Here is a 10593-nt window from a genome sequence, read left to right on the forward strand (position 1 = left end):
ATGAATCTAAAATCCTCCTTCTTTGAGAAAACATCACGTTCAATTCGCATTTTCCATGATGAAGAATTTGCTGCTCAACAATTAAGCAAACAGCTAGGACTGTTACTTCCAACTGATCCTGCTAGACCGGTCGTGATTGTTTGTATCGGAACAGACCGCTCAACTGGAGATTCATTAGGACCATTAGTAGGTACGAAATTAAAAGAAAAAAGCCTTTCTCATTTTCATATATACGGCACATTAAAAGACCCCATTCATGCTATAAATTTAAAAGATACTTTAAAAATCATTCAGAAAGAATTTGATAATCCTTTTATTATAGGCATTGATGCTTGTTTAGGAAGGATGAAGAGCGTAGGATCTGTTTCATTAGGAATAGGGCCGGTAAAGCCTGGGGCAGGCGTCAATAAAGAGTTACCTCCTGTAGGTGATATTCATATGACTGGGATTGTAAATGTTAGCGGTTTTATGGAGTTTTTTGTACTACAAAATACAAGGCTTTATTTAGTAATGAGCATTGCGGAATTAATTGCTACTAGTATTCAATATGCTTACCAAACCAGTAGAGGACCATCTGTCTCCTTGTCATCTCATAGCTATCGATTAGAATATGAAAAATAAAAAGGTTGTCCTAATAATTAGGACAACCTTTTTATTTTTGATCAATTGAAATATGTTCTAATAACTCTAATAGACGATTTAAATCATCTTGAGTAAAGAATTCAATTTCAATCTTTCCCTTTTTTTTGTTTCTCGTAATATTTACGGGAGTACCTAGCTTTTCTCTCAACTTTGTTTCATTTTCTTTAATAAAAATATCTTTTGTTTTTTTAGCTTTTTCTTTATCTGTTTCACGTGAAACAGATTGGTTGAGCTGTGATACATAAACTTCTAATTGTCGAACATTTAAATGCTCTTTTTTTATTTTTTCAATTACTTTTGGAAGTAATGATTTGTTTTTTAATCCGGCTAATGTACGGCCGTGTCCCATTGAAATTTCGTTACTTGAAATAAGCATTTGTACTTCTTCTGGAAGCTGTAACAAGCGTAAATAATTCGCAATATGCGGTCGACTTTTTCCTAAACGAGCTGCTAATTGCTCTTGTGTCATATCAAGTTTTTCAATAAGAAGGTGATAGGCCATTGCTTCTTCAATTGGAGTTAAATCCTCACGCTGTAGATTCTCAAGCAGTGCTAACTCCATCATTTGCTTTTCCGAAAAATCTTTTACAATAACAGGAACGGTTGTTAAATTCGCTTCTTTTGCTGCTCTAAATCTACGTTCTCCAGCTAGAATCTCATATCCTTTAATACTTCTTCTAGCAACAATCGGTTGTAGAATGCCATGGTGTAAAATGGACTGCTTTAACTCCTCGATTGCTTCTTGCTGGAACGTTTTACGCGGTTGATAAGGGTTTGGCCTTAGTTCGTTGATATCGATATCCTGAATCGAATCAGTAGCTTGTGTATCTAACCCTGAAAATAAGGCATTAATCCCTTTACCTAATCCTTTCGCCATTATATATCACTTCCTTCGCAAGTTCCATGTATACCGCAGCCCCTCTAGACTTTGCATCATATAAAATAACTGGTGCACCATGGCTAGGTGCTTCACTAAGACGAACATTTCTTGGAATAATCGTTTGGTAAACACGTTCTTGGAAATACTTTTTTACCTCAGCAGTAACTTGGAGTCCTAAATTTGTGCGTGCATCTAACATTGTTAATAGGACACCTTCAATTCGAAGGTGATGATTTAAATGTTTTTGTACTAATCTTACTGTGTTGAGTAGCTGACTTAGACCTTCTAACGCATAATATTCACACTGAACAGGAATCAATACTGAGTCTGCTGCTGTTAAGGCGTTTAATGTCAATAAACCTAAAGAAGGAGGGCAATCAATAATAATATAATCATATTGATCTTTCACTGTTTCTAATGCCCTTTTTAAGCGTACTTCCCTGGAAATAGTTGAAACAAGCTCAATTTCTGCACCTGCTAATTGAATTGTTGCAGGGATAATTGATAAGTTTTCAACAGCTGTTGGACAAATGACCTGCTTTGTATCCATATCTTCTACAACAACATTATAGACACAAGCATCTACATCTGCTTTTTCAATTCCTACACCGCTTGTTGCGTTTCCTTGCGGATCACCATCTACTAACAGTACTTTTTGACCATGCTGCGCTAAACATGCACCTAGATTGACAGCAGTAGTCGTTTTTCCAACTCCACCTTTTTGATTAGCAACCGCCACTATTTTCCCCAAGTTGTCACCTGCTTTCATTTCCTATCCAATTATTGTTCTTACTTTCATTTAATGCTTAGACTAATTATAAAAAAGCCTCATCGTAAACGGATGAGGATTATTTTAATCTTTATTTCTTTGGAATTTTAATCGTAAACTGATAGTACTCCTCAAATTCCTCTTCTTCTGTATTCAACTTAATTCCACTATCATTAACCATTGTTAAAGACTGACGAATTGTGTTCATAGCAATACGAGTATCTTTACTAAATGCTTTTCGTTTTGCCCGTGGCTTTTTCACCTGTGTTTCCAATAATTTAGCTACACGTTCTTCCGTTTGTTTAACATTAAGCTTACCCTCTATAATGTCATTCAAAAGCTGAAGTTGCTTTTCTTCATTTTTAAGAGGAATAAGTGCTCGTGCATGTCTTTCTGTAATTAGTTTTTGTTTAATAGCGTCTTGTACAAGAGAAGGAAGTTTTAATAATCGAAGTTTATTCGCAATCGTTGATTGGCCTTTGCCTAGTCGCTGAGCAAGCGCTTCTTGCGTAAGATTATGTAACTCTAATAATTTCGCATAGGCTAATGCCTCTTCAATCGCCGTTAACTCTTCTCTTTGTAAATTTTCAATTAATGCTACTGACGCTGTCTCAGTATCATTAAAATCTTTTATAATAGCAGGAACTCTTTCCCAACCAAGTGACTGAACTGCTCGCCAGCGACGCTCACCAGCAATTAACTCATACTCATTATCACCGACTGGTCGAACAACAATTGGTTGTATAATACCATGTGTATGAATAGTAAGTGCCAGCTCTTCTATTTTAGATTGATTAAAAACCGTACGTGGCTGATAGCGATTGGGAGTAATACTTGAAACCAAAATTTGCTTTACTTCATCTTTTAAAACTTTTTCGACATTTTCAATTTGAGGTTTTTCTGAGGCTACCGAGATAGCTTCATCTTTTTCTTTTAAATTAAAAAAACGTGAAAAAGCAGATTTCATAATCCTACACCACCTTCAGGAAAATCCCGCCTAAAAACTAATTCGATATTTGTCGTTAATATCCTTCTTTGCTCTAGGAAAATGTTAATGTAAAGAATGTTTCTTAAGAAACATTCTTTACATTAGAGTGCCTTTTATCCCACTTATTCGAGTGGTGATTTAATAGGCATTCCTGGTTTTCTTGGATATTTCTTTGGCGTTTTTGTTACTTTGTCTACTAAAACAATATAACGCTCACTTTGTTCAAATGGCAACTGGAAATGTTCAATTTTTTGCACTTTTCCACCTAACACTTTAAAAGATTTTTCACCATTTTTTAATTCATCGGGTGCAGAAGATCCCTTCATTGCAATAAATCGACCGTTTTCCTTTACAAGAGGTAGGCAGAATTCATTTAAAACTGAAATACGCGCTACAGCTCTAGCTGTTACTAAGTCAAAAGATTCACGAATTCCTGCTTTTTTTCCAAACTCCTCTGCTCGATCATGATAAAGTGACACATTTTCAAGACCTAGCTCTTCCGTTAAATGTGTTAAAAATGTAATTCGTTTTTTTAACGAGTCCACAATTGTAACGTGAAGATGAGGGAAGCAGATTTTTAATGGAATACTTGGAAAACCAGCACCCGCTCCTACATCACAAACACTCTCAATAGAATGAAAATCTTGAAAGAAAGCTGCTGATACAGAATCATAGAAATGCTTTTCATACACTTCACCATGTTCTGTAATAGCTGTTAAGTTCATTTTTTCATTCCACTCAACGAGAATTTTATAGTAACGTTCAAATTGATCCAGCTGAGAGGAAGAAAGAGCAATTCCTTTCTCCTCTAGCAACTGTTGAAACTGTGAAATATTCATCGCGTTACCCTTTCTTTTACAAATAGATTAGTCGTTTGAAACTTTTGCAATTTTACCTTGTTCGATATAAACCAGAAGAATTGAGATATCTGCTGGGTTAACTCCGGAAATACGTGATGCTTGGGCTACTGTTAGAGGCCGTACTTCTTTTAATTTCTGACGCGCTTCGTTAGCTAAACCATGAATAGCGTCATAATCAATTAAATCCGGAATTTTTTTGTTTTCTAATTTCTTCAAACGTTCGACTTGCTGCAATGATTTTTGGATATAACCTTCATACTTCGTTTGAATTTCAACCTGCTCAGCTACTTCTGGATGAATTTCCGTTTCTGCAGGGACAAGTTGGCTAATATGATCATATGTCATCTCTGGTCTTCTTAGCAGCTCAAGGGCACGAATACCGTCTTTTAATTCACTACCACCTGCGCTTCTAATTACGCTTTGTACGTGTTCATTCGGCTTAATGATTGCAGCATGCAGACGATTTTTTTCAGCTTCAATCTCTGCCTTTTTAGCTTGGAACGAAGCATAGCGCTCTTCGCTAATTAGACCGATTTTATATCCAACATCCGTTAAGCGTAAATCTGCATTATCATGGCGGAGAAGTAAACGATATTCTGCGCGTGATGTTAATAAACGATAAGGTTCATTTGTACCCTTTGTTACTAAATCATCGATTAAAACCCCGATGTAAGCATCTGCTCGACCTAAAATTAGCTCTTCCTTACCTAAAGCGCGACAACCAGCATTAATACCAGCAAGCAGACCCTGACCCGCCGCTTCTTCATAACCAGATGTTCCATTAATTTGACCTGCTGTATAAAGGTTTTTCACTTGTTTTGTTTCTAATGTTGGCCATAGTTGTGTTGGTACAATAGCATCGTACTCAATCGCATAACCAGCACGCATTAACTGAGCTTTTTCTAACCCAGGAATTGTTTCAAGCATCTTACGTTGAACATGTTCTGGTAAGCTTGTTGATAAACCTTGTACATAAACTTCTTGAGTGTGGCGGCCTTCAGGCTCTAAGAAAATTTGATGGCGTGGTTTATCATTAAAGCGAACAACCTTATCTTCAATTGAAGGACAATAACGTGGACCTGTCCCTTTAATCATTCCAGAATACATCGGTGATAAGTGAAGGTTATCGTCAATAATTTGATGAGTTGTTTCACTTGTATATGTTAACCAACAAGGTAGTTGATCCATAATAAATTGTGTTGTTTCATATGAAAAAGCGCGTGGCACATCATCACCAGGCTGAATCTCCGTTTTACTGTAATCAATCGTCTGGCTGTTAACACGCGGAGGAGTACCCGTTTTAAAGCGTACCATCTCTAAACCAATCTCTTCTAAGTGTTCCGATAACTTAATAGCCGGCTGTTGATTATTAGGACCACTTGAATACTTCAGTTCCCCTAAAATAATTTCTCCACGAAGGAACGTACCCGTTGTAATAACAACTGTTTTTGCTTTATATTCCGCTCCTGTTTGTGTCACTACTCCTGTACAAACACCATCTTCAACGATTAATTTTTCAACCATCCCTTGAACAAGTGTTAGGTTCTTTTCATTTTCAAGTGTTTTTTTCATTTCATGTTGATAAGCGAATTTATCTGCTTGTGCTCGTAAAGCTCGTACAGCGGGACCTTTACCTGTATTCAACATTCTCATTTGAATGTGCGTTTTATCAATATTTCGTCCCATTTCTCCACCAAGTGCATCAATCTCTCTTACTACAATTCCTTTTGCCGGACCACCTACAGATGGATTACACGGCATGAATGCAACCATATCTAAATTAATTGTTAAAGCTAATGTTTTTGCGCCCATTCTTGCAGATGCTAGTGCAGCTTCACACCCGGCATGGCCAGCTCCAACAACAATCACATCATATTGTCCACCTTCATAATGCATAAGAATAACCTCCTTTTAACAATTTTTTATTTTCCAAGGCAAAATTGAGAAAATAACTGATCAATTAAACTTTCATGTACAGCATCACCAATAATTTCTCCAAGGAGCTCCCACGTTCTTGTTAAATCAATTTGAACAATATCAATTGGAATTCCGCTTTCAATACCTTCAATTGCTTCATTGATTGCGTTTTGAGCTTGTGCTAATAATGCAATATGTCTTGTGTTTGATAAATACGTTAAATCTTGTGATTCAATTGTTCCCGTAAAGAACAAAGAAGAAATAGCTTCTTCTAGCTCTGAAATCCCTTGTTCTTGCAACAAGGAAGTTGTGACAACTGAACGACTTCCAGCAAGATTTTTTACTTCTTCCATATCTAACTTTTGTTCTAAGTCTGTCTTATTAACAATAACAATGTAGTCCATTCCTTTAACTGCTTCAAATAGCTTACGATCTTCAGCTGTTAATTCCTCATTGTAATTGAGAACAAGTAAGATTAAATCCGCTTCTTTTAAATATTGTCTTGAACGCTCTACTCCAATTCGCTCAACAATATCTTCTGTTTCACGAATTCCAGCTGTATCTACCAGTCGTAGAGGTACACCACGAACATTGACATATTCCTCAATTACATCGCGGGTAGTTCCAGGAATGTCCGTTACAATTGCCTTAGTGTCTTGAACTAAGCTATTCAATAGCGAAGATTTTCCAACGTTTGGACGACCTACAATCACTGTTGCTAAGCCTTCACGCAAAATTTTACCTTGCTGAGATGTTTGTAGAAGATTATCAATCTCATTTCGAACTCGAGTAGCTTTTTCAATTAATACACGATGTGTCATTTCTTCCACATCATCATATTCAGGATAATCAATATTTACTTCCACATGAGCAAGCGTTTCAAGGATTTCTTGACGTAAACGGCGGATTAAATTAGAAAGTCGACCTTCCATCTGTCCAATCGCTACATTCATCGCTTTATCTGTTTTAGCACGAATTAAATCCATAACAGCTTCCGCCTGTGATAAATCAATACGACCATTTAAAAAAGCACGTTTGGTAAACTCTCCTGGTTCTGCCAGGCGTGCACCATTTGCCAAAACAAGCTGTAACACACGATTAACTGAAACAATTCCACCATGGCAGTTAATCTCAATAATGTCTTCTCTCGTAAACGTTTTAGGGCCTTTCATAATAGAAAGCATCACCTCTTCAATCGTTTGTCCATTTTTAGGATCAACGATATGACCATAATGAATGGTATGAGAAGGTACTTCATTTAAGCTTTTATTTGAAACACTCTTAAAAATACGATTTGCAATACTTACCGCTTCTTCTCCACTTAATCTTACAATCGCAATTGCTCCTTCTCCCATTGGAGTAGAAATTGCAGCAATAGTATCAAAATCTAACATTTGAGTTTCACCTCATCCCTTTGGACTAGTTATACTATTATTAAAACGATTTTTTACTATCGTTCACATTTTTATAAAAACAAAAACATGCCTTATTAAAATTAAGGCAATCAACTAACTAGGATACCACAATTCAATCAATAAAAAAATGAATAGTAGTTATGCACAATCTCAAAATAAACAGTACGTATTATTTTAACTTATCCACATGTGAATAACAATTGCTATCTTTCGTTTTTGTTTTTTTAAACATAAAAAAAGTACTAATCACTTGTGATTAGTACTTTTAAAGACTGAATGTGCAGGACGCATGAGTACACATCGCTTTGGTTCTTCTCCAACAGATAAAGTCTCTACTTTTTTATTCTTAGCAAGTGCTTGATGAATAACTTTTCGCTCATGTGCAGGCATAGTTTCCAACTGCACTGATCGATTTGTACGTAGTACTTGATGGGCCATTTTTTCTGCTAACTGAACCAGCGTTTCTTCTCTTCTCTCACGGTAATTCTCTGCATTCAAAGTAATTTTAAAATAATGTTTGCTATAACGGTTTGCTACCAGTTGTGTTAAAAGCTGGAGCGCGTTAATCGTTTGTCCACGCTTACCGATTAATAGACCAATTGAAGAGCTTGAAATATGAATTTCACATTGTCTTGAGGTTTTTTTCACTTCAATTGCTGTTTCAATTCCCATTTGCGCTGTCACATCGTTAATATATGCTACAGCTTCTTCAACAGGATCTATTATTTTTTTTACATGAACAACAAAAGGCTTCCCTTTAAAAATTCCTAAAAAACCTTTCTTACCTTGTTCAATAATGGTAATCTCTGCTTTTTCTTTTGAAATATTTAATTTTGAAAGAGCTTGATTGACGGCTTCCTCAACAGTTGGAGCTGTTACCGTTATATCTTTCATTTTTTAGCTCCTTGAGAGGCAGGAGAACCTGCTTTTAAGTCTGGTCCTTTGATGAAGTACGTCTGTACAATCATAAAGATATTTCCCACAACCCAGTATAATGATAGAGCTGCCGGGAAGTTAATTGCAAAGACTACAATCATGATTGGCATTAACCATAGAAGCATTGCCATTTGAGGATTCTGATTTGCATTTCCTGCCATCATCATTTTCTGCTGAATAAATGTTGTAATACCCGCAATGATTGGTAATGCAAAATACGGATCACGTGACCCTAAATCAAACCATAAAAAGCTGTTATTTGCAATCTCTTCCGTTCTAGTAATAGCATGGAAGATACCAATTAAAATAGGCATCTGAATTAAGATTGGAAAACAACCCGCTAAAGGGTTTACATTGTACTTTTGGAAAAGCTGCATCGTCTCTTGCTGTAACTTTTGCTGAGTTTTTGCATCTTTTGAGCTATACTTTTCCTTTAACTTTTGCATTTCAGGTTGCAAAACCTGCATTGCTTTTGTATTTTTCATTTGTTTAACCATTAAAGGTAAAATTAATAATCGAATTAGAATAGTAACAATAACGATGGAAAAACCGTAGCTACCAAGTAAATTCGCAAAGTATACAATTACCATAGAAAGCGGATAAACGACATACTCATTCCAAAAACCTTTGCTATCAGCAGTAATCGGCTGATTAATTTCCGTACATCCAGCCAAAACCGTCAAAAGAAAGGCAAGTGTAATTCCTAGTAAAACTTTCTTTCTCACCTTTGCTCCTCCTTTAATAAATTCCAACTCCCAAAACTGAGAGTTTGTCAAACACCATTATATAAGGATATAGTAGAAAAACAACATTTATTGTGAGTTCTTTTCCTCAGTTCGTGAACTATTGAGCCTATGCTGATAAAGCTTTGCTCTTTTAAACACATGCTGTAAACTTTTTTTAACTTCTTCATATTCCATCTCTGCTGCTGGCTTTCTAGCTATCACAATATAGTCTTTATCTTGTTTGAGATATGGTGCAATTTCAAACATGACCTGACGAGCTAGTCGCTTCACTCGATTTCGAGTAACAGCGTTTCCAATTTTTTTACCGACGGAAAAACCCACACGGAAATGCTGAAGTTCTGGTTGATCTAGTACATATATAACAAATTGACGGTTCGCAAATGAATGTCCTTTTTGAAAAACCTTTTGAAACTCTTCATTTTTCTTGATCCGGTATTTTTTTTTCATTTTAACACTCCTACCCTTTTTCAGGCACGTTTCCACCATGAATTCCATAAAGGATTAGAGGCAAACTTGTCCATTAAGTGAAAAAAAGACCACTGACGTCTCAGTGGTCTATTATGCTGATAATACTTTTCTTCCTTTACGACGACGACGAGCTAAAACTTTACGTCCGTTTGCTGAGCTCATACGAGAGCGGAAACCGTGTACCTTACTACGCTTACGTCTGTTTGGTTGGTAAGTTCTTTTCATCTATAAACACCTCCTCGAGGAATAACTGAAAAAGACAGTCCTAACAATTATAATGAAAATAAGTAGAAATTGCAATGTTATTTATAAAATAATAAATGCTTTTTCTAAATCCTTCTCAACATTCTTCTTAAAATCTTCTCCATTGTAATATTGTTGCTGTCTACTTGTCCATAGAAAATCGATACTTTCCTTCTTCTTTTTTATAGACAGATCTCTATCTCTACTTAAACTACCGATCAACTCAATCTCTTCCTCATTTTTAACCTCTTAAACAAAACTACGACATTTTTCTAAGATTTTATTCATAAAAAGTCGTTTTTTGTACTGTGGATAAGTTTTTTCGACAAATTTAACAATCCACTTTGCTTATCTACAAGTGGTACACATCATCTTGTGTTGTGGAAAACTTCACTCCACAAGGTGTAGTGATTGTGGATAAGTTTCGAAAATCCGTTGCAACAACCGTTATTCTTTGATATTATATTTTTGTTTTCACTCTTAATTACTTTTCCACATATCATTGTTATCCACATATTGTGGAAAAGTTGTGGACATGTTTTCCACCCTTGTTATGAACTGTTATCCACAACATGTGGAATATGTCGAATAGTTGCTTTTCTTCTATAATATATATTTACCCACATAATAGCAATTGAATAAATATAAAATTTTTATGCATAAAAGTTTTTGTCACTTGTACAAAACTTGTACAAGTCGTTATTTTAATGGAAAAGGAGGCTGACTTCT

General features: G+C 35.8%; 11 protein-coding genes. 1 reads left to right on the forward strand and 10 read right to left on the reverse strand.

Annotation, left to right across the window (positions count from 1 at the left end; all coding sequences use genetic code 11):
• Nucleotides 1-621 (forward strand): spore protease YyaC, encoded by a 621-nt coding sequence (gene yyaC, locus MKZ18_RS20895; protein WP_025907880.1) that lies wholly within the window; start codon nucleotides 1-3, stop codon nucleotides 619-621.
• Nucleotides 622-652: 31 nt separating this feature from the next.
• Here the strand turns inward: yyaC and MKZ18_RS20900 are convergent, their stop codons facing one another.
• The 10 genes from MKZ18_RS20900 to rpmH form a co-directional block, all read right to left on the reverse strand.
• Nucleotides 653-1519, reverse strand: coding sequence for a ParB/RepB/Spo0J family partition protein (locus MKZ18_RS20900; RefSeq protein ID WP_076513575.1), 867 nt, complete (start codon nucleotides 1517-1519; stop codon nucleotides 653-655).
• Nucleotides 1500-2273 (reverse strand): ParA family protein, encoded by a 774-nt coding sequence (locus MKZ18_RS20905; RefSeq protein WP_061785897.1) that lies wholly within the window; start codon nucleotides 2271-2273, stop codon nucleotides 1500-1502. The genes MKZ18_RS20900 and MKZ18_RS20905 overlap by 20 nt, the downstream gene beginning before the upstream one ends.
• Nucleotides 2274-2382: 109 nt before the next feature.
• Nucleotides 2383-3258, reverse strand: coding sequence for a nucleoid occlusion protein (gene noc, locus MKZ18_RS20910; protein ID WP_025907877.1), 876 nt, complete (start codon nucleotides 3256-3258; stop codon nucleotides 2383-2385).
• A gap of 143 nt (nucleotides 3259-3401) precedes the next feature.
• Nucleotides 3402-4118: a 16S rRNA (guanine(527)-N(7))-methyltransferase RsmG gene (gene rsmG / locus MKZ18_RS20915; RefSeq protein WP_225002261.1), complete on the reverse strand. Its 717-nt coding sequence runs from the start codon at nucleotides 4116-4118 to the stop codon at nucleotides 3402-3404.
• A 27-nt stretch (nucleotides 4119-4145) separates the two neighbouring features.
• Nucleotides 4146-6035: a tRNA uridine-5-carboxymethylaminomethyl(34) synthesis enzyme MnmG gene (gene mnmG / locus MKZ18_RS20920; protein ID WP_025907875.1), complete on the reverse strand. Its 1890-nt coding sequence runs from the start codon at nucleotides 6033-6035 to the stop codon at nucleotides 4146-4148.
• A gap of 26 nt (nucleotides 6036-6061) precedes the next feature.
• Nucleotides 6062-7450, reverse strand: coding sequence for a tRNA uridine-5-carboxymethylaminomethyl(34) synthesis GTPase MnmE (gene mnmE / locus MKZ18_RS20925; RefSeq protein WP_061785899.1), 1389 nt, complete (start codon nucleotides 7448-7450; stop codon nucleotides 6062-6064).
• A 267-nt stretch (nucleotides 7451-7717) separates the two neighbouring features.
• Nucleotides 7718-8365 carry an RNA-binding cell elongation regulator Jag/EloR gene (gene jag / locus MKZ18_RS20930; RefSeq protein WP_025907873.1) on the reverse strand — a complete coding sequence of 216 codons (648 nt, stop codon included), beginning with the start codon at nucleotides 8363-8365 and terminating at the stop codon, nucleotides 7718-7720.
• A complete protein-coding gene (gene spoIIIJ / locus MKZ18_RS20935; protein WP_061785901.1) occupies nucleotides 8362-9132 on the reverse strand; it encodes a YidC family membrane integrase SpoIIIJ in 771 nt (256 codons plus the stop codon). Before spoIIIJ ends, jag begins: the two co-directional genes overlap by 4 nt.
• Before the next feature lie 87 nt (nucleotides 9133-9219).
• Complete coding sequence (gene rnpA, locus MKZ18_RS20940) at nucleotides 9220-9600, reverse strand: ribonuclease P protein component (RefSeq protein WP_025907871.1); 381 nt, start codon at nucleotides 9598-9600, stop codon at nucleotides 9220-9222.
• Nucleotides 9601-9711: 111 nt separating this feature from the next.
• On the reverse strand, nucleotides 9712-9846 hold the full coding sequence (gene rpmH, locus MKZ18_RS20945) for a 50S ribosomal protein L34 (protein ID WP_025907870.1): 135 nt from the start codon (nucleotides 9844-9846) through the stop codon (nucleotides 9712-9714).
• Between the last annotated feature and the right edge of the window lie 747 nt (nucleotides 9847-10593).

Source organism: Priestia sp. FSL W8-0001, assembly GCF_038050335.1.
In the GTDB taxonomy this organism is placed as follows: Bacteria; Bacillota; Bacilli; order Bacillales; family Bacillaceae_H; genus Priestia; species Priestia flexa.